Origin of the sequence: Parabacteroides sp. AF27-14 (assembly GCF_003635425.1) — a bacterium.
Taxonomy (GTDB): domain Bacteria; phylum Bacteroidota; class Bacteroidia; order Bacteroidales; family Tannerellaceae; genus Parabacteroides; species Parabacteroides distasonis.
On the sequence record NZ_QTLZ01000001.1, the window covers coordinates 254,970 to 277,698 of the forward strand.

Below are 22,729 nucleotides of genomic sequence, written 5' to 3' on the forward strand. Positions count from 1 at the left end.
GTTTAGTATAAAAAGTGATTCTAATGCTTGATTCAAATTACTATACCAAACGAGGGAGGCGCACGGGATTCGCCACGCCGCACAAGACGCAAGACAACCTCTTTCTTTAGAAAGACGAGCACTACCATCAAAAGCGCCCAAGCCATAACCAAAGGTAAGTACGGAATTAACTCCATACACAATTCGGTCAGCTCTTCAATCGTATTAAACGCTACCGTACTATGCTCATGATGAGGCAAGCCATCGGCTCCCGGCAGATAGGGATGAGAGTGAGTGATACTATAGTTTAGGAAATGATGCGTATGGGTAAAGGCCGTGCCACCCACGTAGTAACTCATAAAGAGTACTACCAAGAGGGGTCTTAACCACTTCAAGCTACGCATTGTTTTCATTCACCATCTGTTTACTCCGCAAAGTTATAAAAGAAACTGCCATTTCATTTGCAATAAGTCAAAATTTATTCCTTTATTTGCATACACTGAATAATAAACAGTCATATCAATGAAATAAACACTACTTTATGAGAAAAATCTTACTTGTTTGTGCGGCATTAGCCTGCATGACAGTCTCCCCTGTACCAGCTCAGGACGCTGCCGTAAAAAAAATCATCGAGATGGGTCAGAACGATAATCAAGTGATGCATCAGCTGGATATCCTTACAAACCGCTTTGGCGGACGTTTAATAGGTTCCGACGCTTATGAGAACGCCGCCGAGTGGATGGTGCGTGAGTTTAAGAGTTGGGGACTCGATGTCCAATTAGAAGAGGCCGGTACCGTCCCTGTCGGCTTTAATCGAGGACCTTGGTTCGGACGCTTGTTGAGCGACAACGGAATGATCCTGCATTTCGCCACCCCTTCCTACACTTCCGGAACGAAAGGCGTGCAACGTGGGCATGCGGTGATGGAGCCTCGTAACGACGAGGAGTTCCAGCAAATCAAAGGAAGATTAAATGGTGCTTGGGTTCTTATCTCAGGGAAAAATGTAGGTTGGCCTATCGACCGCTCCGCCTCGGGAGATTCCATCCGTGCGGAGATCAAGAAAGAGAACAACGAGATCATGAAGAAAAACAATGATCTAAGACGCCGCAACTGGGAAAACGGGGAGAAAAACGAGATGTTGCCTTATAAAGAATTCCCCGGATTATATTATAAGGAAATGTGCGAGGCCGGAGCTTTAGGTTTTATCCAATCCTCCACCGTACCTATCCGTGCGTTATACGACCGGAAAATGATGAACGACCCGAATACGAACTTCGACAATCTGCCGGAACTTCCGGATATCAAATTAGACGAGCATCAATTCGCGATCATCGAACAAATGGTGAAAGAGAGACGTACATTCGAACTAGAGTTCGATATTCGTAATCATTTTAAATTAGGCCCGGTTAAATACCATAATGTCGTAGCGTCTATCAAAGGCAGCAAATACCCGGACGAATATGTTATTATCAGCGGTCACCTAGATGCTTTCGACGTGGCTACCGGAGGCATCGATTGCGGTACTGGAATCGGACCGATGATGGAAGCCGCTCGCATGATCGCCAAATCCGGAGCCAAGCCTAAGCGCACGATCTTATTTATCGGATTCGCCGGTGAGGAATTTGGCTTATTAGGAGCACAAGCTTGGGTGAAAGCGCATAAGGATAAATTACCCAAAATCGCTAATTTGTTCAATCGTGACGGTGGCCCGGAACCTCCTGTCGGTATCTCCGTCCCTCAAGCCATGTATGATGATTTCGTGAAGATCAGCGAACCCATCCAAAAAATCCGTCCGGACTATCCTTTCGAGGTAAAAGTTCGTGAACCCCGTAAACGCCCGACACGCATGGGGGGAACAGACGCATCAGTTTTCGCCATCGAAGGTGTCCCCACATTAGGTTTCACCACAGAGGATTTCAAAGGATATGATTTTGATTACGGCGAAATCTGGCATACGGAACGGGATTTATACACAAAGAACATCCCCGAATACCAAGAACATACGGCTACTGTTACCGCTATCATAGCCCTCGGTGTAGCGAATCTGGATAAGCAATTATCAAGAGAAGGTTTATATACCGAAGAGTAGGTCAGCACGATCGCTATTATAAGGAGTTTACAATGCCTATTGTAAGCTCCTTATGATGGGCATCATAAAAGACTTACAATGCCCATTATAAGAAATAGAAAAAGGATATGCCCTAATAGACATATCCTTTTCTCATTCTAGGGTGAAAGATGGGGCTCGAACCCACGACCCTCGGAACCACAATCCGATGCTCTAACCAACTGAGCTACTCTCACCATATAAAAAAACCTTTCATTCTTCACAGACGCCTTGGTTCATAAAACCTTGTTTTATTCATAACAAGATTTTTATCTAAAAAACCACAATGGGTGAAAGATGGGGCTCGAACCCACGACCCTCGGAACCACAATCCGATGCTCTAACCAACTGAGCTACTCTCACCATATCCGCCTTTCAAAGGATTCTCCCTTTAAGACGGCGCAAAGATAGGTATAAATTCTGATTACACAAACCTTTTGCGAACTTTTTTATCCATCCACTTACTTATAGATCGCTTTCTTTCCCGCTAACAATGTGTTACGCATCAAAGAAATGATTGTCATAGGCCCTACGCCACCCGGAACCGGAGTGATATAGGAACATTTAGGAGCGACCTCGTTAAACAAGACATCTCCCGTTAACTTAAATCCGCTCTTGGTTACGCTGCTTGGCATACGGGTTGTTCCCACGTCAACGATCACGGCGCCTTCCTTCACCATATCCCCTTTCAAGAATTCAGGAACACCTAAAGCCACGATAATAATATCAGCAGACAAGCACATCTCCTTCAAGTTCTTAGAACGGCTATGGCATACGGTCACCGTACAATCGCCCGGATAAGATTTCTGCATCATCAAGGTAGCCATCGGCTTGCCGACAATATTGCTGCGTCCCAAAACCACGCAATGCTTTCCTTGCGTCTCGATATGATAACGCTTCAATAATTCCAAGATACCGGCAGGCGTAGCCGATACGAAACAAGGCAAACCGATAGACATACGTCCCACGTTAATCGGATGGAAACCGTCCACGTCTTTACGATAATCGATCGCCTCAATCACCTTCTGCTCGGATATATGTTTCGGAAGCGGAAGCTGTACGATAAAGCCATCCACATCCGGATCATTATTTAACTCATCGACCTTACGAAGCAATTCTTCCTCCGTAACATCCTCCTCAAAGCGAATTAAGGTAGACTTAAAACCAATCTCCTGACAAGTCTTGACTTTACTAGCCACATAAGTCTCGCTACCACCGTCATGGCCCACCAAAATAGCAGCCAAGTGAGGGATCTTACCTCCGGCAGCCTTGATCTGGGCTACCTCCTCAGCCATCTCCTTCTTCATCTGAGCGGAAACGGCCTTACCATCCAGCAATTGATAATGTTGTTCTTCCATATTATTGATTGTCTCCTGTTAATTAACGTCTGAACGAAGGCTTCATCGAAGGTAGCTTCATCTTACCCGACTTCGCGGAAGTAAGCATACGCATCATCTTACGGGTCTCATCAAATTGCTTGATCAGCTTGTTCACCTCCTGGATGCTCGTACCGCTACCTTTAGCGATACGCTGACGGCGTGAGCCATTCAAGATAGCCGGGTTGCTGCGCTCATCCGGAGTCATCGAATAAATGATAGCCTCGATACTCTTGAACGCGTTATCATCGATATCCACATCTTTCAATGCCTTTCCTACACCCGGGATCATGGATGCCAACTCTTTCAAGTTACCCATCTTCTTGATCTGTTGGATCTGGGAGATAAAGTCGTTAAAATCGAACTGGTTCTTAGCGATCTTCTTCTGCAAACGTTTCGCTTCTTCCTCGTCATATTGCTCTTGCGCACGTTCCACCAAAGACACGATATCACCCATGCCTAAGATTCGATCCGCCATACGTTCTGGGTGGAAAATATCCAAGGCATCCATCTTCTCGCCCGTACCGACAAACTTAATCGGCTTATCAACAACCGTACGGATCGACAAAGCGGCACCACCACGGGTATCACCATCCAACTTCGTAAGTACGACGCCGTCGAAGTTCAGCCGCTCATTAAATTCCCTCGCGGTATTCACGGCATCCTGACCCGTCATGGCATCTACCACGAACAAGGTCTCATCCGGCTGGATAGCGCTCTTGATAGCGGCGATCTCGTTCATCATCTGCTCATCGATAGCCAAACGACCGGCGGTATCCACGATCACGACGTCATTGCCTTTAGCCCGTGCCTCGCGGATAGCGTTCATAGCGATCTCCACCGGATTCTTATTCTCCAATTCCATGTATACCGGAACACCTACCTGCTCTCCGACTACACGCAACTGCTCGATAGCTGCCGGACGATACACGTCGCAAGCGGCTAATAATGGTTTCTTATTTTTCTTGGTCTTTAATAAAGACGCTAGTTTACCAGTGAAAGTAGTCTTACCCGAACCTTGCAAACCGGACATCAATATAATGGCGGGATTTCCCTGCAAATTCACGTCGACTGCCGTACCTCCCATCAAGCTGGCCAACTCATCGTGAACAATCTTAACCATCAACTGACTAGGCTTAACCGATGTAAGCACGTTCTGTCCTAAAGCCTTCTCTTTTACCGTATCCGTAAAACTCTTGGCAACCTTATAATTGACGTCGGCATCCAACAACGCTTTACGCACATCCTTCAATGTTTCCGCCACATTGATCTCGGTAATCTTGCCTTCGCCCTTCAACAGTTTAAACGATCTGTCTAACCTTTCGCTTAAGTTCTCAAACATAATTCGTATGTGTATTTATATTATTTTCTACTGGATTAAGGGGCAAAGGTACGAAAAAGAGATGAGTATGCGATGAAAGCGATCTCGAAATTCTTCACTTCTCAACGTTTTAGTATACGGATCGAATTAAGAACCGCCAGCAAAGATACGCCTACATCCGCGAAAACAGCTTCCCAAAGCGTGGCAAAACCGAAGGCTCCCGCCACAAGGACTATCACCTTCACGCCAATAGATCCCACGATATTCTGACGGACGATATTCCGGGTAGCACGTCCGATAGAAATAGCTTCCGCTACTTTAGAGGGCTGGTCCGTTTGGATAACCACGTCCGCGCTCTCGATGGCCGCATCCGATCCCAATCCACCCATCGCAATACCGACATCACTTAAAGCCAGTACCGGCGCATCGTTCATCCCATCGCCCACAAAGGCAACCGACTTATCCGGCTCCGCCGTTAATCGCTCTATATAAGCGGCTTTATCCTCCGGCAGCAGATTACCATACGCTTTATCGACACCCAAACGCTCAGCGAATTGATTCACGATCTCTTGCTTATCCCCGGACAACAAGCAAATATCTTTAACATCCAGATCCTTTAACCGACGAATCGCATCCACGGCATCCTTCTTCAAGGTATCCGAAAGGAGAAGATGCCCCGCATATTTCCCATCGATCGCACAAACCACCACGGTAGAAACACTATCGGATAATTCCTTCGGGACAGGAATATCACGTTCGGCCAATAAACGAATGTTACCGACAAGCACCTGCCGACCGTTCACGATAGCCTCGACACCATGCCCTGCCAATTCCCGCATGTCAGTGATTTCCATCGGCACGCTATCTTGTTTTTCCGCATAGCGAACTACAGCCTGCGCTACCGGATGGGTACTTTTCCGCTCTACTGATAACAAAATACTCAAAAGATCAGAAACCGGGATCTCCGTGCTTTCCACCGTTGTGACCTCAAAACGCCCGGTAGTCAATGTACCGGTCTTATCGAACGCTACCGTATTTACCCGTGTGATCGCATCTAAATAATTACCGCCCTTAAATAATATCCCGGCACGAGAAGCGGCGCCTATACCACCGAAATACCCGAGCGGAACACTTATAACCAAGGCACAAGGACAAGAAATAACCAAGAAAACCAATCCCCTATATAACCAATCCGAGAAAACATACAGGAAAGAAGGCGTCACCATCCCTACCAAAGCAGGAACCGACACGATTAGAAACGACAGAAGAATCACGATTGGGGTATAAATCCGTGCGAAACGCCGAATAAACAATTCCGCCGGCGCTTTCCGCTCCGAGGCATCTTTCACCAAAGCCAAAATACGGGCCAAGGCACTTTGCTCGTACGGCCGATTCACTTGTATACGTACCGCCTGCCCCTGCACGATCATTCCGGCAAGCACCTCCTCACCCTCACGGATAGAACGAGGCATACTTTCCCCGGTTAATGCCGAGGTATCGAACTGTGCCTCGGCTTCCAATAAAACGCCATCCAAAGGCACACGTCCGCCGGGCTTCACCTCGATCCGCTCGCCTACTTTCACATCCTTCGGAGATACATTCATATATGTACCCGTCCGCCATACATCCGTTCGTTCCGGCCGGACATCTAATAAGTCACTGATATTCTTCGAGGCTTTATTCACGGCTAGAAGTTGCAACCTCTCTCCTACCGTATAGAAAAGCATCACGGCTACGGCCTCGGGATACTCCCCAATACAAAACGCCCCGATCGAGGCGATCGCCATTAACGAGAACTCACTAAAAAAGTCTTTCCGCAAAGCCGCTTCCCAAGCTTCTCGCATAACAGGAAGTCCTACCGGCAAAAAAGCGACCAGAAACCAAATGGCCTCTATCCAAGACTCAGCAAACCAACTTATCCCCGAGTACTTCCCGATAAGTCCTATCACCAACAAAACGAAAGAAACCGTCGGCATCCATAAACCGGAACTTCCGTGCGAATGGCAATGTTCGCATCCACATGTTGTACTCATAATCTTATCTATTTTAATTATTTACTTCTTGATTACGGTACAAAGGTAAGAGAAGGGAGTTGCAACTTGATTGCAAATTATCAGGGTTTCTGAAAACGTCGCTTATTACACAATGGGCAAACACCCTTTACCGTATAATTAATGGTATCCATTATATATCCTTCCGGCAATTGAGCGACCGGGATCTTGATATTATTTAAACAAGAGGTTTTACGGCATACCTCGCAGAAAAAATGAATATGCCTATCACCCACTGGGCATGTCTCCGAACGGCTCTGGCATATCTCATATTTTATAGAGCCACTACCATCTTCGAAAGAATGGATCGCATGATGTTCCAATAACAAGGCCAATGAACGGGAAATGGTCGATTTATCCAACGTCTCCAACTCCGCCTCCAATTCGAACAGGGAAGCCGGGCTGGTTCGTTCTGATAATTTTTGCAAGACAAGGATCCGTGCGGCAGTAGGCCGTACTCCTTTTCCTACCAACATATCTTCACATTGCTTCGTGGACATGAGTTACCTTTCTTATTTGATTACAATACAAAAATACGAACAATTTCCCAATATTCACAGTTCAAAAAAACACGTACATGTTTTTCAGAATTCACGTACGTGTTTTCGAAAAAAGACGTACGTGTTTTTTTCCCCTCATATACTTATATTCTCTTATTTTGCCAAGAGGCTTTCTTTAAATAGATTACGCTAGCGACGAGCAATCCACTATAGTAAATAGCCTCTGTCAAGAAGCATACGGCTACCGGCAAACGCAAACGCATCCCCGCGACATATACAAAAAGCACATACAGAATCAATACCGCCGCTTCCATAAAAAGCGCAGAACGTGTATTTCCCGTACCCGACACCCCGTTGAACGCCACATTAGCTACCGATCCGATCAATAAAGAACCGACAATCACGTAAACGGATGGAACCGAGGCCGCCACTAATGAAGCGTCATTCGTATAAACAGACACGACCCATCCCGGCATCAAACTGACAATAGCGGCAAACACGACCATAATGCCCAACGATAACTTACAGATCTTCCTGATAGTCGGCATAACTTGATTGATCGCTCCCGCCCCGATACTATTACTCACGAACGTGTTTGTCGTGGTCGCTAAGGAATTAACGGGAATCAACATCACGACGTAAATACTACGTACGATATTCGCCACCGCCAACTCCCGTTGCCCCAAATGCTCCACAGCGATAAAGAACATAAACCAAGTAGCGATAGACAAGAAATATTGCAGCATCGTGAACACGGAAATATCCAGCACCCGTTTCAACAAGCCAAAATCGAAAGAACGAATCTGGTTAAGCGCATATTTACGTATATCTACGGTAAGTCTCGTGTAAACCACGAAAAAGAGAATCGATACCGCCTCGGCTATGACGGAAGCGATAGCCGCCCCTTGAATGCCCATCTTTGGGAATCCGGCATGTCCGAAAATCAAAAGATAATCCAGTAAGACATTCGTCATTGCCATCAAGACAGCGTTCAATGTCAACACCTTTGTACGGGTAATACCAATAAAAAGAGCCCGGAACATCACGTTCACGAAAGAGAAGAAGAAGCCAAACACACGCCAATCCAAAAATTCCTCCGTGGCATTCAAGATAGCGTCCGAAGAAATCAATACACGCATCACATCTCCCGCGAAAAAACGAGAAAACAAGAACAATATAGCAGCCAGCGACAATAGGAAGAAAACGCCTTGTATCATGACAGGCCCTATCTGGTCATAACGTCCCTCTCCGTTTCTACGGCCAATCACGATTTGAGATCCCGTACTAAAACCGAAGGCGATCGTAAAAGCGCAGATATAATAAAGTCCTCCCATAGCGGAAGCCCCCAACTCGACTTCACCAACCCTACCTAGAAAAGCCGTATCAGTCACGTTTATCACGTTTTGCGCCAACAAGCTCAAAAAGATCGGGTAGCTAACATTCCATATATTCCTGTTCGTGTACATAACTCGCTCATTACTTAAATTTATGAAGATAAAAAAAGCCCGCCGCATCCCGACGAGCTTTTCTTATGATTAGAGATCTCTACAAAGCCTAGCGTCTGCTATATCAACTTATTTGTCGCCGTATCGGGAAATACCACGGAAGGCTTGAATGTTTTCGCCTCCTCGAAATCCATCATGGCATACGACATAACGATAATAATATCTCCGGGTTGAGCCTTACGGGCAGCCGCTCCGTTCAAGCAAACCACTCCCGAGCCACGTTCGCCCTTGATAATATACGTCTCAAAACGTTCTCCGTTATTATTATTCACGATCGAGACCTTCTCGTTCGCGATCAAATTAGCGGCGTCCAACAAATCCTCGTCGATAGTGATGCTACCGATATAGTTTAAGTTAGCTTCCGTTACCGTTACCCGGTGAATTTTTGACTTTACTACCTCTATAAACATGTATGACTTATAATTAGTATTTGATATTGTCGATCAAACGTACCTCTCCGCAATATACCGTGATGCAACCTACCGGATAATCGGTATCCGACCAGTTCTTGATAGACTCTAACGTATTGCCATCTACGATCTCGTAGTACTCAACTTCCATGACAGGATCGCTATTAATCGTATTGACAACATAGTCAATCACTTCTTCTACGCTTTTTCCGGGCACAAAGGTAGTACTTTCTTTTAACGTACGAGCAATTAACGGAGCTTTTTGACGTTGTTCCGGTGTCAAACGGGTATTCCGGCTACTCAAGGCCAAGCCATCGCCTTCACGAACGATCGGACAAGCATTGATCGTTACAGGGATATTCAATTGTCTCACCATCGCCCGGATCACAGCGATCTGCTGGAAGTCCTTTTCTCCGAAATAAGCGTTATCCGGCTCCACGATATAGAACAATTTACTTACCACCTGCGCTACACCGTTAAAATGCCCCGGACGCTTAGCGCCTTCCATTACCTCAGATACCGTTCCCAAATCAAACGTACGGGTATCTGGCTCCGGATACATCTCTTCTACAGAGGGAGCGAATACATAGTCACAGCCGGCAGATTCTAATAACACACAATCAGCCTCCAACGTACGGGGATACGTTTCCAAGTCGTGTTTGTCATTAAATTGGGTTGGATTTACAAAAACACTGACTACACATACATCATTGTTTTTCACGCAATGTTGTACCAAGCTAAGATGTCCATTATGCAGTGCTCCCATGGTAGGAACAAAGCCAATTTTCTTATTATCCTGCTTTGCCTCAGCAAGATAAGCCTTCAAATCTTTAATACTATTTACTATTTTCATCAGATAGATGCTTAATTGACGGTGCAAAGCAACTAAATAATTACCGTAAATAAAAGATTTTTCGTATCTTTGTAGCGTCTTTATAAAACTAGTTTACAGAATGGATGCAAAAAAAATCTTGTTTATAGCCCAAGAAATCACTCCCTACCTTCCCGAATCCGAGATCGCGACAATATGTAGAAATTTGCCGCAAGGAATTCAGGAGCGTGGTCGCGAAATCAGGACATTCATGCCAAAATTCGGAAATATCAACGAGCGCCGCAATCAGTTGCACGAGGTTATCCGTCTGTCTGGTATGAATCTTATTATTGACGACACGGACCATCCTCTGATCATTAAGGTAGCATCCATTCAATCGGCCCGGATGCAGGTTTACTTTATTGACAACGAGGATTTCTTCCAACGGAAATCCACGGTCAGCGATGAGAATGGAAATGAGTATGAAGATAATGACGATCGTTCGATCTTCTATGTACGCGGAGTATTGGAAACCGTAAAAAAATTGCGTTGGATTCCTGATGTAATCCATTGCCATGGCTGGATGTCAGCGTTAACGGCTCTTTACATCAAGAGAATGTATGCCGATGACCCGTGCCTGCGTAACGCGAAAATCGTTTATTCGATCTACAACGATGACTTCAAGAACCCGCTAAACAAAGATTTCGCGACAAAACTGAAGGCGGACGGAGCCAAAGAAGCTGACTTGAAGTTAATCAAGGCAGATACAAGTTTTGTGGCCTTAACCAAATTAGCGATTGATTTCGCTGATGGTGTAATCCAAGGTAGCGAGACGATCAATCAAGAAGTCCTTGATTATATCTCTGCCAAGAAAGATACTCCTTTCCTTCCCTATCAGTCACCGGAAACTTATATGGACGAGTTCAATAAGTTCTACGACGTGGTATTGGATTCTAACACGAAATAATAAATGTAGTAATGAAAATCAAGCTTTTAATACTTGGACTTGGCCTTGGTGCTAGCATTTTGGCCGGGTGTAATGATGATTTTAGTTCGATAGGAACAAGTATTCAGCCAGGCGACGATACAATTGCGGTATATATGGACACGTTCCAGATACAAGCCACTACGGTGCAATTAGATTCTATTTACGCAAGGTCTACTAGCGCCCAGTTGGGTGAACTCTACGATCCGCTGTATGGTAACCTTGTATCGGATTATATGTGCCAATTCTATTGTCCGAGTGATTTTCAATTTGCGCATACACCTTATGAGGGAAAAATTGATTCGGTGGAATTCAATATATATTATAATGGTTCCAATAAAAACGGTGTATGGGTAGGAGACTCCTTGGCGCCTATGCGTGCGGAGATCTTTAAAATTACAAGTCCATTACAAAAGAATTTTTATACAAATATTGACCCTAAGCAATATTGCAATATGCAAGAGTCAATGGGTGCTCAAGCTTATACAGCTTATAACACAAGTATATCCGACTCCCTTAGAAACTCTGATGGTTACAGCCCTCATGTAAGCATTAAAATGCCTACTGAGTTCGGACAAAAATTTTATGATGAAACGATTAATAATCCGGGTACATTCAAGAATCAAGAAACTTTCAATGAGTTTTTCCCGGGGCTTTATGTAACAACTACCTTCGGTAGTGGTAATATATTGTCCGTGGCTAGCTCTGTCCTTAAGATATATTATAATTATGCGGTTAAAAGCACAGCAGGAAAAGACTCTTTAATAACCACGTGGGAAGCTTTCTCCGTCACTAAAGAGGTTATTCAGCTAAGTCGTTTCAAAAATACGGATATGAGTCAATTGCTACAACCGAACGACAGCTATGCATTCTTTAAGACTCCTGCCGGCGTTTGTACACGCATTGTTCTTCCGACAAAGGAAATCACTCCGATCATGAAAGAGCGTATCGTGAATAATTTACCACTCGAGTTAAAAGCGATGCCGCAAGAAGATTGGCAATATGCATTGGCTCCTCCTCCTTATCTATTAATATTGCCAGAGGATTCGGTAAAAAGTTTCTTTGAGGGCAACCAGATAAACAATAATGTAACCTCGTTTTTATCGGAAGCTTACAATGAGACGACTCGCACTTACTCTTTCCCGAATCTCGCCAATTTATTGAAATATCAGATAGAGAAAGATCCGGATAAAGATATGGCGTTACTTATCATACCGGTTGATTGGACTTATACCCAAAGTAACAATTATGGTAGCGTACAAACAATCACAACCGCAATCACGAACTATTTGGCCCCTTCAGGAGTAAAAATACGGAAAGATGAAGAAGTAATGAAAATCGGTATCACTTCATGTAAATATGCCAGATAATAAAAAGTATTCATACAAAAAAAGCGAGAAGAAGAACATCTCGCTTTTTTTATGCACTGTTCCAAAGCAAAAAATAACGGGCCCCCTAAAGGACCCGTCACTCTCCAAAAATAGTCTAGTCAAATCAATTAACGACTTATTTCTTCGCCGCCTTCTTTTTTAATTTATCTAATTCTTTCTGTAGACTCTCGATCTCCTCTCCTTGATTCTTAATCGTAGAAAGCAATGAATTCAATTCCTCATTCTCTATGTTTTCCGGGAATTCCGCATTCACACGAACAATGAAATCGGAAAGAACATTCATATAGTTATTAAATGCGTCATACGGATTATCGTAAGGGCTAAAGCCTCCCTGTCCCATATGCTTTGTACTCATATAATAGAAATGGTCACTGCTCTGCAGATAGTACCAGTCCTGACGGATACGACGAGTCTGAGACAAACGAACACGCTCACCGATCTCGTTAATCTTACGGAATGCTTCCTGCTGCAATACATTTCCTAACCAAGAACTACAATCTCTCTCCTCATCTACCCAAGAGATCGGATAAGGAACGGAGATAGAATCTACCGGCTTGATCAATGTAAATACTTCCGATGGAGTAGAGAAACTAATACCCTTATCTGCGGCAAAGCGAGGCAAAGCCTTGAAGAACTCAAAAATACCGGTTGAAGCTGGATGCAAAGATCCCAGCACCTCATAATTCATAAACAAATTAATGATTTGCTCTGAATCCGGAGTAGCAGCGATCCATGACATATACTTATCGGCTGTCAAAGGATACTCATTCCAACTATAATCACTGAAACGGTTCGATAAATCCTCGCTGAAACGGTCATTCTTCAATAATAAACTCAACTTCGGAGCTACGCAAGAAGAATACATATAGTTCGGACTCTTCCAACCTAAGATATGCTTAGCACCCTCCGTCAACATCCCCTTATAGCCCATCTCAGAAACCATAGCGGAAATATCATCCGAGTAAATCAACTCCGTATTACGGAACACTTTCGGTTTAACCCCGAATAAAGTCTTGATCTTATCTTCTTGTTTCTTTACTTGATGCTTGAACTCCTCCGGATCTCCCAAGGAAGAAAGAGAATGAGCATAAGTCTCAGACAAGAATTCCACATTCCCCGTAGCCGCCAATTCCTTAAAGCTATCGATCACTTCCGGAGTATAAATCTCCATCTGCTCCAACGCTACGCCGGAAATAGAGAACGCTACCTTAAACTTACCACCACTGGTCTTAATCATCTCCAAAATAGTCCGGTTAGCCGGCAAGTAACATTGTTCAGCTATACGATGGATAATCTCCTCATTCTGGAAATCATCGTAATAGTAATGGTCGTTACCTATATCGAAGAAGCGATATCTTTTTAAACGGAACGGCTGATGTATTTGAAAATAAAAGCAGATCGTTTTCATAATATTGTTTGTTTTATTTTTGTCTTGTCGTTAATTTATTTGTTACCTATCACATTGTCGTAAATACGACGAACCTTTTGTCCGGCATACTCCCATTTGATATTATCCACCTCTTTCTTACCTTCCACTTTCAAGAACTCATGCATGGCAGGATAAGTAATAATAGAATACATGGCATCCGCTAACGCCTCAATATCCCAATAATCCACCTTAATCGCATAATCCAAGATCTCGGCGCAACCGGATTGTTTAGAAATGATAGAGGGTACACCACATTGCATGGCTTCCAACGGAGAGATACCAAAAGGCTCGGAAACCGAAGGCATCACATATACATCACTGGCTTTCAACACCTCATAGACCTGCTTACCCTTCATAAATCCAGTAAAGTGGAAACGATCTGAAATATTACGTGCCGCAGCCAAACGAATCATTTGATCCATCATATCACCACTACCAGCCATCACGAAACGTGCATAAGGAGCCTTAGCCAAAACCTTTGCGGCAGCCTCAACGAAATATTCCGGCCCTTTCTGCATCGTGATACGACCTAAGAATGTAATAACCTTATCCTTTACACCCTTTTTATCTGGGATCGCTAAAATCTCAGGACTTAAAGGCTCTACGGCGTTATGTACGGTCGTTACCTTAGAGGGATCTTGATGATATTTCTCAATCACCGTCTGACGAGTCAAATTACTCACCGTTATGATATGGTCTGCATTGTCCATACCATTCTTCTCAATCGCATAGACATCCGGATTCACATTACCGCGACTACGATCGTAATCCGTAGCATGAACATGGATGACCAAAGGCTTACCACTCACATTTTTAGCGTGAATACCCGCCGGATAAGTTAACCAGTCGTGCGCATGGATGATATCATACTCTTCCGTACGAGCGATTACTCCCGCAACGATCGAATAGTTATTGATCTCTTCCAGAAGATTATCCGGATAACGTCCGGAAAACTCAAGGCACCCTAAATCAGTCACATGACGATAACTGAAATCCGCATAAATATGATCCCTGTACTTATAATACTGGTCAGCGTTCATTCCCGCTTTGGAAACCCGTTGCTGCACATATTCACGGTCAACATCCTTCCAAACAATCGGAACTTGGTTGACACCCACTATCTTTAGAAAGCTCTGGTCTTCATCGCCCCAGGGCTTCGGTATACAAAAAGTAATATCCATATCGGGCTGCATTGCCATGCCTCGTGTCAAACCGAAACTGGCCGTTCCTAAACCGCCCAAGATATGAGGAGGAAATTCCCATCCAAACATTAATGCTTTCATAATGGTACTTAGTTTTATTCGGCGTTATACTTCTTCAACAAATCCACAACACGGAGGATAGCCGCAACATTCATCGCAAAAGAGACAGCTCCACGTCCGGTAAACGGTGGGTTACCATCAAACAATTCCGGGATCGTCCCGATACAGTGTAATGACATCTCCTCCTCCAAGCTTATCAACATACGTTCAGCAAAAGCAACGCCACTCTTTCCGAATACACGCAAATAAGCTTCCAAATAGGCGCCTAACAACCACGGCCAAGCAGTACCTTGGTGATAAGCCAAATCTCGTTCATATTGCGGCCCCACATAATACGGGCGATATCCTTCGCTCTTCGGACTCAAGGAACGCAAGCCCTTCGGGGTAAGCAACTCTTTCGTCACGATATCCACCACGGCACGTTTCTGCATCCTCGTCAATGGGGAATAAGGCAATGCCACAGCGAAAATCATATTAGGCCGTACGCTCCAATCTACCGTAGAACCATTCACGGAATCGAACAAATAATTATACCCGTTCACAAAGGTTTCCGGGAACGATTTATCCATCGACTTGATAATCGGATCAATACCCTCGACAGGTACTCCCCCCATCAATTCCGTATAGAAACAAAGAGCATTATACCAAAGAGCGTTAAATTCCACTATATAACCGGAACGAGTTACGACAGGTTTTCCGTTTACGGTAGAATTCATCCAAGTAATCGCCTTATCTTTTCCATTAGCGAAAAGTAAACCATTCTCCATCAATTTCATATCGGGATGTTTCTGGTCCCGTATATAATCGATAACCTCTTTCACGAAATCGCCGTATAGCTCACGTGCCTTTTCAACGCCCTCATGTTTAGCATACTGTTGGATCGCCCAGATCGCCCATAAAAAGACATCCGGATGCTCGATCTCACGAATCACCGCATCGAAACGCCCATTCTCCATATACGCCCGCATCGCCGGCATCGCCGTATGCATGATCTTCTCAAAACGAACCGGATCATCGATAGACAACGTACTACCCGGAAGAGCTACGAACAAATCTCTCGCACGTACTTTAAACCATGGATAGCCCGCTAATAGATAAGCATCGTCTTCCTTGGGACGAAAATAAAATTGCTGAGCGGAATTCTTCAAGCAATTGAAGAAGCTAGTACGAGGCGTACGAGCTACGACCTCATTCTCATACAGTGCCTTCAAGCGGGTAGTTGCCACTGCACTATCGCCAGCGCTGAAAATAATAGTCTCCCCTTTTTTGATAGGGACCTCGAAATATCCGGGAACATACAAATCCTCCTGATAAGGATATCCCCTCTCTTGTTCTTTCGGATACTCGATTCCATTGTACCAATACGGCTCATACACAAATTTAACTTTCTTGTTAAATTGCATATACAGTTCCGGATAACCGGGATACATACATGTCTTGATTCCGTTTGTGACTTCCTCGTAAGATTGGTTCACGTTACCATTGGCTTGCGTTAAGTTCTTCACGCTACGGAAAGCGAGGAAAGGACGGAAACGTAAGGTCGTAGCGGAATGAGCATCTTCCAACGTGTACTTGATCATGATACGATTCTCGTACATGGAAAACACTTTCTCTTTCGAGAAGATCACACCTCCTACACGGTAAAGCGTACGAGGTACTGTCTCTGAGCTATACTCGCGGATGTACTTATGTCCCTTGGGACTGAAATTATCGCCTGCATATTTATGCAACCCAAGATTAAATTCGGCACCATGTTGAATTACCGTCTCATCAAAAGAAGACAGTAACACATGGTTGTCATCATCAATCGCAGGCACAGGCATAACGAGTAGTCCGTGGTATTTCCTGGTATTACAATCAACAACAGTAGTGCAGTGATAGGCTCCCAAACGGTTGGTTCGAAGCACCTCACGAGTCAGCGACTCTTCCAGGTTTATCATTACTGTTTTGTCAAATTTAAGATAACTCATATGTGTATTTGGGTTTTAAGTTACTTTCTTTAATATCAAAATGAAATTATTTTCGTTTCTGAGAATCAAAAGTATTATTTAATAACTAAAAAAACAAACTGTCTTTTATATTTATTTAGAAAAAAAGGCATCCTTCTTCTACGATAAACTTATAGATCAAGGCTTTAAAAAGAAAGGTGCTCTAAAGGAGTGTTTTCAAACATATAAATTTTTGTTAAATCAATCCTATCATCATATTCATCAAAGCTCAAAATCAAGGTACAGCCCCCCGAAAACAAGCCTCGGTTTAGTCATAGGAAATGTTCTATTTTTCATTTTAAATCAATCTGAATATAAAAACAGATGCCGATAATGTTCCTGTGATTAAAATGCCTACCTTTGCGGAAATTTTCAAACAATTTTTAATATGAGGAAGTTATTATATAATGTAGTAATTTTATTAAGTGCAATTCAAATGACACACGCAGCGAATAACCCTTTCTTCGGGAAGTTTAAAACACCGTTCGAGACCCCTCCTTTCGATAAGATCAAGATCGAGCATTATGAGCCCGCTTTCGACGAAGGAATCAAGCAAATGGAAAAAGAGGTGCAAGAGATCGCCAATAACCCGCAACCGGCTACTTTCGAGAATACGGTAGTAGCTCTGGAACGTAGCGGCAAATTATTGGAAACAGTCTCTTCTGTTTTTTTTAATGTATTAGGGGCAGAGGCTAACGACGAGATGATGGAAATCTCGCAACGTGTCTCCCCGAAGTTATCCCAGACATCCAATAACATCTTCTTAAATGAGAAACTACTTGCTCGGGTCAAATCAATCTATGATAAAAAAGAACAATTGAACCTTTCTACCGAGGATGCCAAATTGCTGGAAGACCTTTACGAGTCGTTTAAAGCGAATGGGGCTACGTTAAATAAAGATGACAAGGAAAAATACCGCAAGCTAAGTATGGACCTAAGCATGTTAACCTTGCAGTTCGATCAAAACGCCTTGAAAGATAAAAACCGGTTCGAATTACTAATAATGGACGAGAACGAACTATCCGGCTTACCCGAAAGTGCTCGTGACGCAGCGGCCATGTTAGCCAAAAGTAAAGATAAAAACGGATGGTTATTCAATCTCTCGGCTCCAAGTTACATTCCATTCATGCGTTATTCCGACAAGCGTGATTTGCGAGAGAAAATGTATCGTGAATACATGAGCGTAGGAAATAAAGGGGATGAGTTCGACAATAAGGACATTATCAAAAAGATCGTTAATATCCGCCTAGAGATCGCCCAGTTGATGGGATTCAAGAATTACGCCGAATATGCGCTGGAACACACAATGGCTAAAAACTCAGCGAACGTATACAAATTATTGAATCAGTTACTCGAAGCTTATAAACCGATAGCGATCAACGAATACAATGCGGTAGAAGGATTTGCGTTAGGTACAGAGAAAGAGAATATCACCGTTATGCCTTGGGACTGGAGTTATTATTCCGAGAAGTTACGGGATATCCGCTTCAAGGTAAACGACGAGATGACTCGCCCTTATTTCGAGTTGAGCAACGTAAAGAAAGGCGTATTCGGATTAGCTACCCAGCTCTACGGTATCACCTTTAAGGAAAACAAGAAAATCCCGGTTTATCATCCGGAAGTAGACGCTTACGAGGTATACGATGCTGATGGTAAGTTCCTAGCAATCCTTTATACGGATTTCTTCCCTCGTGACGGAAAACAATCCGGCGCTTGGATGAACAATATCAAGGCTCAATACAAAGATAAAGACGGAAAAGATAGCCGTCCTCAGATCGTTATCGTGATGAACTTTACCCGTCCGACAGACACGAAGCCCTCTTTGTTAAGTTTCGACGAGGTGAACACGCTCTTGCATGAGTTCGGGCACTCCTTGCACGGCATGCTAGCGCAAGGAACATATTCCAGCCTTTCGGGAACCAGCGTTTATCGTGATTTCGTAGAATTACCTTCCCAGATCATGGAGAACTGGTTGACTGAAAAAGAGTTCTTAGATCAGATCGCCGTTCATTACCAGACCGGAGAGAAAATCCCGCAAGAGATGATACAAAGCTTGGTAAACGCCTCAAACTTCAACGCCGGCTACCTTTGCTGCCGCCAATTAAGCTTTGGCTTGCTGGATATGGCATGGCATACGTTGGAGCAACCTTTCGACGGTGACGTAGCGGCATTCGAGAAAAAAGCTTGGGCTCCGACCGTAATCATGCCGGAAGTACCGGAAGCCTTGATGGGCACAAGCTTCGGACATATCTTCTCCGGAGGATACGCGGCAGGCTATTACGGATATAAATGGGCCGAGGTATTAGACGCCGACGCTTTCTCCGTTTTCAAATCGAAAGGAATCTTCAACAAGGAGGTCGCGAAATCTTTCCGTGACAATATCTTATCCAAAGGTGGTACGGAAGATCCCGCCGTGTTATACAAGCGTTTCCGTGGACAAGAGCCTACGATAGACGCCTTATTAATCCGTAATGGTATTAAGAAGTAATAATTTACCGGGCGATAAGCCCGGTAAATCTAAATAATCACTACCTTTGTGTCTGGATTAAAAGACAAAAGAGTAAACAAATGTGCGAGAAAACAGAAAAACAGCACGAATTAGATAAACGTTACCTGCGAATGGCCGCTATCTGGGCCGAGAATTCGTACTGTAAACGACGCCAAGTGGGCGCATTATTAGTAAAAGATAAAATGATCATATCCGACGGATACAATGGAACACCCGCCGGTTTTGAAAATGTTTGCGAAGACGAGAACAATGTCACCAAGCCTTATGTTCTACATGCGGAGGCTAACGCCATCACAAAAGTGGCAGCCTCATCGAACAGCAGTAAAGGAGCGACCATTTATGTTACCTCCTCCCCTTGCATTGAATGCGCGAAATTAATCATACAATCCGGGATCAAGCGAGTGGTCTATTCCGAGAATTATCGAATAGCGGACGGCTGCGAATTATTGAAGCGTGCCGGTATCATAGTAGATTATATAGATTTGAACGAATAAATAAAACGTTTTTATGGATAAAAACAAAAGACTGACCGTATGGCTCCCGGTTATCATCGCAGCTAGTATCGCTTTAGGTATCTTTATTGGGAACCATTATTTATCTATCAGTCAAGGAAAAAAACGGTCCTACTCCAGCGGCAACAAGATAAATGCCATCTTGGACATTATCGACGAGCAATATGTTGACACGGTTAGCATGTCTAAGTTGGTAGAGAGTACGATCCCGAAAATATTCAGTGAATTAGACCCTCACTCCGTATATATCCCCGCGGAAGACGCTTCCGTGGTGAATGAGGAGCTGGAAGGTTCTTTCAGTGGTATTGGCGTATCATTTAATATGCAAACCGATACGATCCTAGTGATTAGCGTAATTAGCGGCGGTCCCGCAGAGAAAGCAGGTTTACTGCCCTTCGACCGGATCATCTCGATCAATGATTCTATTTTTTCCGGAAAGAAAAAGAACCAAGGAGAGATCATGAAGACACTTCGGGGCGCAAAGAACAGTACGGTGAAACTAGGCGTACAGCGAGGGAATTCTCCTGAGTTGCTCTATTTTGACGTAACCCGTGGAGATGTCCCAGTTAATTCGGTCGATGTTTCTTATGAGGCGGCTAAAGGTATAGGTTACATCAAGGTTAGCAAATTCGCCCGGAATACTTATAATGAGTTCATCACGGCGATCGCCAAGTTAAAACAAGCGGGCTGTACCTCTTTCGTGATCGACTTACGGGGTAATACCGGCGGGTATATGGATGCCGCTATCAATATGATTAACGAGTTTATGCCGGAAGGACGCTTGATCGTCTACACGGAAGGTAAGTCGTTCCCCCGTTCCGACGTATACGCGAACGGAACCGGAACTTGTAAAGACGCCCCGATCGTAGTATTGACCGATGAGATCTCGGCTTCCGCCAGTGAGATATTCTCCGGAGCGATCCAAGATAACGACCGTGGTACGATTATCGGACGAAGAACGTATGGCAAAGGTCTGGTACAAACTCAAATGTCATTGAGCGACGGTTCAGAGATGCGATTGACCATCGCCCGTTATTACACGCCGTCCGGTCGCTGCATCCAGAAGAAATATGAGATGGGTAATACGGACGCTTACGACCAAGATATCTATAACCGATATATGCACGGCGAGTTTGACTCGGCCGATAGCATCAAGATGGATGATTCCTTAAAATACCAGACCGTAGGCGGACGTACCGTATACGGCGGGGGCGGTATCATGCCAGATATCTTTATCCCTCGTGATACGAGTGGCGTTACCTCTTACTACTCAAATGTGGTAAATAGCGGCGTGCTTTACCTGTATGCGCTCGAGTACTCAGACCGCCATCGGGAGAAACTAGGCTCATTCAAGACTTGGGAGGAATTATATAATTACTTGCAGCAACAACCGCTCCTTTCCGACTTCGTGAACTTCGCCGCTACCAAGGGCATCAAGAGACGTCCCACATTAATTAATATATCCGGCAAGTTAATCGAGAACCAATTGCAAGCGTATATCGTAAGGAATTTCTTCGACGAGGCGGGCTTCTACCCCATTTTCCTAAAAGATGACGTTACCTTATTACGCGCGATCAAGATCTTGCAAGAGGGAAAATCCGTGCCGAACGCGGAACTATTAAAACAATCAGCGAATGGAGACTTACACAGCCAAGCAGGCCCTACGAAAAGATATGGCCTCTCGAAAGAAAGAATATTCGAGGATTACCTTGTGCGAGCTATCGGATAAGATCATGGACCGCTTGGAACAGACGGAACTGTTCCAAGCGGCTTCTTGTATCGCCCTTTATCACGCTATAGCGGGAGAAGTGCAGACCGCCGGCTTTATCGAGAAATGGTACCAAAAGAAAAAGCTTCTGTTGCCCTTGATCGTTGGTGATGATTTGAGATTGCTTCTTTACGAAGGACCGGAATCCTTAAAACCCGGACCTTTCGGGATATTAGAGCCTAAGGCGGACGGCATAGAAGTTCCAAAGAATGAGATCGACTTGATTATCGTGCCCGGAGTCGCCTTTGATAAAGACAAGAACCGCATGGGACGAGGAAGGGGATTCTACGACCGCCTTCTTTCCACGCTCAACGCTCCCAAGGTTGGCATATGCTTCGGGTTCCAGATGATACCGCAAGTCCCGGTAGAGCCACTCGACAAGAAAATGGATTACGTAATAACAGAAGACACCATCTATTGATCTCTCCGCAGAATATATACTTACTGGGTCAAGCCATATATACTTACTGGGGCTGGGCAGTATATGTTACTTGACCCAGTAAGTAATATTGCGAATGGTAAAGCCACACTCAATGAAAAACGATATTGGTAATGACCGAGGCACCCGCGTAATCATTCAAGCTTTTCACCAACCGTTCCCGGCAAAGCGTCAACTCGCTACGAAGTACGGAGGAAGTCAATGAGACATGAAGCACCTTATCACGTACATATATATTACGTGTGTACTGCATGATCGTAGGCCCTAAAACTTCTCCCCACGCACGCTGAACCCGGATCTCCATCATTTTCTCGTACAACTCGGTATTATCCTCGAAAAAGTCACGAAGCACCTCACCCAATGTCTGTGTATTTCTTCTCTGCATC

At 44.3% G+C, this 22,729-nt stretch carries 19 protein-coding genes and 2 tRNA genes; 7 read left to right on the plus strand and 14 right to left on the minus strand.

The window, feature by feature from the left end; all coding sequences use genetic code 11:
* Positions 1-32: 32 nt before the first annotated feature.
* Complete coding sequence (locus DWY79_RS01010; RefSeq protein WP_005861714.1) at positions 33-392, minus strand: hypothetical protein; 360 nt, start codon at positions 390-392, stop codon at positions 33-35.
* 128 nt (positions 393-520) lie between these two features.
* Here DWY79_RS01010 and DWY79_RS01015 point away from each other — a divergent pair, with 128 nt between their 5' ends.
* A complete protein-coding gene (locus DWY79_RS01015) occupies positions 521-2,068 on the plus strand; it encodes a M28 family metallopeptidase (protein WP_005865866.1) in 1,548 nt (515 codons plus the stop codon).
* Positions 2,069-2,209: 141 nt separating this feature from the next.
* Here the strand turns inward: DWY79_RS01015 and DWY79_RS01020 are convergent.
* The 9 genes from DWY79_RS01020 to panC all read right to left on the minus strand — a co-directional run bounded on the left by DWY79_RS01020 (position 2,210) and on the right by panC (position 10,102).
* Positions 2,210-2,283, minus strand: a tRNA-His gene (locus tag DWY79_RS01020).
* A gap of 92 nt (positions 2,284-2,375) precedes the next feature.
* A tRNA-His gene (locus DWY79_RS01025) sits at positions 2,376-2,449 on the minus strand.
* 98 nt (positions 2,450-2,547) lie between these two features.
* Positions 2,548-3,444: a bifunctional methylenetetrahydrofolate dehydrogenase/methenyltetrahydrofolate cyclohydrolase FolD gene (gene folD / locus DWY79_RS01030; protein WP_005865864.1), complete on the minus strand. Its 897-nt coding sequence runs from the start codon at positions 3,442-3,444 to the stop codon at positions 2,548-2,550.
* Positions 3,445-3,466: 22 nt separating this feature from the next.
* Positions 3,467-4,804, minus strand: coding sequence for a signal recognition particle protein (ffh, locus tag DWY79_RS01035; protein WP_005861632.1), 1,338 nt, complete (start codon positions 4,802-4,804; stop codon positions 3,467-3,469).
* A gap of 101 nt (positions 4,805-4,905) precedes the next feature.
* Positions 4,906-6,816 (minus strand): heavy metal translocating P-type ATPase, encoded by a 1,911-nt coding sequence (locus DWY79_RS01040; RefSeq protein ID WP_057327079.1) that lies wholly within the window; start codon positions 6,814-6,816, stop codon positions 4,906-4,908.
* A gap of 80 nt (positions 6,817-6,896) precedes the next feature.
* Positions 6,897-7,334, minus strand: coding sequence for a Fur family transcriptional regulator (locus tag DWY79_RS01045; protein ID WP_005865860.1), 438 nt, complete (start codon positions 7,332-7,334; stop codon positions 6,897-6,899).
* A 143-nt stretch (positions 7,335-7,477) separates the two neighbouring features.
* The gene (locus DWY79_RS01050) at positions 7,478-8,800 is read right to left on the minus strand and encodes an MATE family efflux transporter (protein ID WP_057327083.1); all 1,323 of its coding nucleotides are present in this window, start codon (positions 8,798-8,800) and stop codon (positions 7,478-7,480) included.
* Between the two features lie 98 nt (positions 8,801-8,898).
* Complete coding sequence (gene panD / locus DWY79_RS01055) at positions 8,899-9,249, minus strand: aspartate 1-decarboxylase (RefSeq protein ID WP_005861624.1); 351 nt, start codon at positions 9,247-9,249, stop codon at positions 8,899-8,901.
* Positions 9,250-9,262: 13 nt separating this feature from the next.
* Entirely contained in the window at positions 9,263-10,102 is an 840-nt protein-coding gene (panC, locus tag DWY79_RS01060) for a pantoate--beta-alanine ligase (protein WP_122368710.1), read from the minus strand.
* A gap of 100 nt (positions 10,103-10,202) precedes the next feature.
* Here panC and DWY79_RS01065 point away from each other — a divergent pair, with 100 nt between their 5' ends.
* Together DWY79_RS01065 and DWY79_RS01070 are read left to right on the plus strand one after the other, a co-directional pair.
* Positions 10,203-11,027, plus strand: a complete 825-nt coding sequence (locus tag DWY79_RS01065) for a glycogen/starch synthase (RefSeq protein ID WP_005865855.1) — start codon at positions 10,203-10,205, stop codon at positions 11,025-11,027.
* A gap of 11 nt (positions 11,028-11,038) precedes the next feature.
* Positions 11,039-12,415, plus strand: a complete 1,377-nt coding sequence (locus DWY79_RS01070; RefSeq protein ID WP_005865853.1) for a DUF4270 domain-containing protein — start codon at positions 11,039-11,041, stop codon at positions 12,413-12,415.
* A 136-nt stretch (positions 12,416-12,551) separates the two neighbouring features.
* On the opposite strand, the gene DWY79_RS01075 is transcribed toward DWY79_RS01070, so the two are convergent.
* From DWY79_RS01075 to DWY79_RS01085, 3 genes are read right to left on the minus strand one after another with little or no spacing between them, the layout of a single operon-like run.
* Complete coding sequence (locus DWY79_RS01075) at positions 12,552-13,844, minus strand: glycoside hydrolase family 57 protein (RefSeq protein WP_005861616.1); 1,293 nt, start codon at positions 13,842-13,844, stop codon at positions 12,552-12,554.
* A 35-nt stretch (positions 13,845-13,879) separates the two neighbouring features.
* Positions 13,880-15,148 carry a glycosyltransferase gene (locus DWY79_RS01080; RefSeq protein ID WP_005865850.1) on the minus strand — a complete coding sequence of 423 codons (1,269 nt, stop codon included), beginning with the start codon at positions 15,146-15,148 and terminating at the stop codon, positions 13,880-13,882.
* 14 nt (positions 15,149-15,162) lie between these two features.
* Positions 15,163-17,097, minus strand: coding sequence for a glycogen debranching enzyme N-terminal domain-containing protein (locus DWY79_RS01085; RefSeq protein WP_005861612.1), 1,935 nt, complete (start codon positions 17,095-17,097; stop codon positions 15,163-15,165).
* Positions 17,098-17,503: 406 nt separating this feature from the next.
* Between DWY79_RS01085 and DWY79_RS01090 the strand changes: the two genes are divergently transcribed.
* The 4 genes from DWY79_RS01090 to DWY79_RS01105 all read left to right on the plus strand — a co-directional run bounded on the left by DWY79_RS01090 (position 17,504) and on the right by DWY79_RS01105 (position 22,325).
* Positions 17,504-19,603 (plus strand): M3 family metallopeptidase, encoded by a 2,100-nt coding sequence (locus DWY79_RS01090; protein ID WP_199705180.1) that lies wholly within the window; start codon positions 17,504-17,506, stop codon positions 19,601-19,603.
* An 80-nt stretch (positions 19,604-19,683) separates the two neighbouring features.
* Positions 19,684-20,118, plus strand: a complete 435-nt coding sequence (locus DWY79_RS01095; RefSeq protein ID WP_008778036.1) for a dCMP deaminase family protein — start codon at positions 19,684-19,686, stop codon at positions 20,116-20,118.
* A 13-nt stretch (positions 20,119-20,131) separates the two neighbouring features.
* On the plus strand, positions 20,132-21,865 hold the full coding sequence (locus DWY79_RS01100) for a S41 family peptidase (protein ID WP_005865846.1): 1,734 nt from the start codon (positions 20,132-20,134) through the stop codon (positions 21,863-21,865).
* Positions 21,810-22,325, plus strand: a complete 516-nt coding sequence (locus DWY79_RS01105) for a 5-formyltetrahydrofolate cyclo-ligase (RefSeq protein ID WP_233563931.1) — start codon at positions 21,810-21,812, stop codon at positions 22,323-22,325. The genes DWY79_RS01100 and DWY79_RS01105 overlap by 56 nt, the downstream gene beginning before the upstream one ends.
* Before the next feature lie 109 nt (positions 22,326-22,434).
* On the opposite strand, the gene DWY79_RS01110 is transcribed toward DWY79_RS01105, so the two are convergent.
* A complete protein-coding gene (locus DWY79_RS01110) occupies positions 22,435-22,728 on the minus strand; it encodes a DUF721 domain-containing protein (RefSeq protein ID WP_005865842.1) in 294 nt (97 codons plus the stop codon).
* Between the last annotated feature and the right edge of the window lies 1 nt (position 22,729).

Bases quoted from the DNA above. Each gene is read 5' to 3' on its own strand.
- DWY79_RS01100 (WP_005865846.1), top strand. From the start codon at position 20,132: ATGGATAAAAACAAAAGACTGACCGTATGGCTCCCGGTTATCATCGCA.
- DWY79_RS01080 (WP_005865850.1), bottom strand. From the start codon at position 15,148: ATGAAAGCATTAATGTTTGGATGGGAATTTCCTCCTCATATCTTGGGC.
- DWY79_RS01010 (WP_005861714.1), bottom strand. From the start codon at position 392: ATGAAAACAATGCGTAGCTTGAAGTGGTTAAGACCCCTCTTGGTAGTA.
- folD (WP_005865864.1), bottom strand. From the start codon at position 3,444: ATGGAAGAACAACATTATCAATTGCTGGATGGTAAGGCCGTTTCCGCT.
- DWY79_RS01095 (WP_008778036.1), top strand. From the start codon at position 19,684: ATGTGCGAGAAAACAGAAAAACAGCACGAATTAGATAAACGTTACCTG.
- ffh (WP_005861632.1), bottom strand. From the start codon at position 4,804: ATGTTTGAGAACTTAAGCGAAAGGTTAGACAGATCGTTTAAACTGTTG.
- panC (WP_122368710.1), bottom strand. From the start codon at position 10,102: ATGAAAATAGTAAATAGTATTAAAGATTTGAAGGCTTATCTTGCTGAG.
- panD (WP_005861624.1), bottom strand. From the start codon at position 9,249: ATGTTTATAGAGGTAGTAAAGTCAAAAATTCACCGGGTAACGGTAACG.
- DWY79_RS01070 (WP_005865853.1), top strand. From the start codon at position 11,039: ATGAAAATCAAGCTTTTAATACTTGGACTTGGCCTTGGTGCTAGCATT.
- DWY79_RS01110 (WP_005865842.1), bottom strand. From the start codon at position 22,728: ATGCAGAGAAGAAATACACAGACATTGGGTGAGGTGCTTCGTGACTTT.
- DWY79_RS01015 (WP_005865866.1), top strand. From the start codon at position 521: ATGAGAAAAATCTTACTTGTTTGTGCGGCATTAGCCTGCATGACAGTC.
- DWY79_RS01075 (WP_005861616.1), bottom strand. From the start codon at position 13,844: ATGAAAACGATCTGCTTTTATTTTCAAATACATCAGCCGTTCCGTTTA.
- DWY79_RS01090 (WP_199705180.1), top strand. From the start codon at position 17,504: ATGAGGAAGTTATTATATAATGTAGTAATTTTATTAAGTGCAATTCAA.
- DWY79_RS01105 (WP_233563931.1), top strand. From the start codon at position 21,810: ATGGCCTCTCGAAAGAAAGAATATTCGAGGATTACCTTGTGCGAGCTA.
- DWY79_RS01050 (WP_057327083.1), bottom strand. From the start codon at position 8,800: ATGTACACGAACAGGAATATATGGAATGTTAGCTACCCGATCTTTTTG.
- DWY79_RS01045 (WP_005865860.1), bottom strand. From the start codon at position 7,334: ATGTCCACGAAGCAATGTGAAGATATGTTGGTAGGAAAAGGAGTACGG.
- DWY79_RS01065 (WP_005865855.1), top strand. From the start codon at position 10,203: ATGGATGCAAAAAAAATCTTGTTTATAGCCCAAGAAATCACTCCCTAC.
- DWY79_RS01085 (WP_005861612.1), bottom strand. From the start codon at position 17,097: ATGAGTTATCTTAAATTTGACAAAACAGTAATGATAAACCTGGAAGAG.
- DWY79_RS01040 (WP_057327079.1), bottom strand. From the start codon at position 6,816: ATGAGTACAACATGTGGATGCGAACATTGCCATTCGCACGGAAGTTCC.